Source organism: Ferrovibrio sp. GW821-FHT12D07, from assembly GCF_058807275.1.
The window spans coordinates 1-834 of record NZ_JBXAQN010000006.1 but is presented as its reverse complement, the minus strand read 5'-3'; the positions used below and the strand labels follow the sequence as shown (position 1 = coordinate 834).

Annotated in this window: 1 protein-coding gene; it reads right to left on the bottom strand. The window is 63.5% G+C overall.

Annotated features, from left to right (window positions below):
• A partial coding sequence (locus tag AC1RRE_RS19995) for a sulfate ABC transporter substrate-binding protein (RefSeq protein WP_492983805.1) occupies window positions 1–834 on the bottom strand: 834 nt, incomplete at both ends.

Below are 834 nucleotides of genomic sequence, written 5' to 3'. Positions count from 1 at the left end.
GCCCGGCTTGTAGATCTGGTCGAAGACGCCGCCGTCGCCGAAATGCGCCTTCTGGGTCTTGGCCCAGCCGCCGAACTGCTCGTCGATGGTGAACAGCTTGAGCTGCGGGAAGGTCGCGGCATGCTTCTTCGCCACCTCCACGTTGCGCGGACGGTAGTAATGCTTGGCCGCGATCTCCTGGCCTTCCGGCGTGTAGAGGAAGTTCAGATAGGCCTCGGCCAGCTTGCGGGTGCCGCGCTTGTCCACCACCTTGTCGACCACGGCGACCGGCGGCTCGGCCAGAATGGAAATGCTCGGCACCACGATGTCGAATTTGTCCTTGCCCAGTTCATTGATGGCGAGGAAGGCCTCGTTCTCCCAGGCCAGCAGCACGTCGCCCAGATTGCGCTGCACGAAGGTGATGGTACTGCCGCGTGCGCCGGTATCCAGAACGGGGACGTTCTTGAACAGCGCCTGCACGAATTTCTTGCCGTCTTCCTCATTGCCGGTCTTGCGGGCAGCATAGCCCCAGGCGGCAAGGTAGTTCCAGCGCGCGCCGCCCGAGGTCTTCGGGTTCGGCGTGATCACCTTCACATCGGGCTTGATCAGGTCATCCCAGTCCTTGATGACCTTGGGGTTGCCCTTGCGCACCAGGAAGACGATGGTCGAGGTATAGGGCGAGGCGTTGTCGGGCAGCTTCTTCTGCCAGTCGGTCGACAGCAGCCCGCGCTCGGCGATCTCGTCGATATCGGAGGCCAGCGCCAGCGTCACCACATCAGCTTCCAGGCCGTCGATCACCGAGCGCGCCTGCTTGCCCGAGCCGCCATGGCTGACGCGGACCGCCAGCTTCTGCTT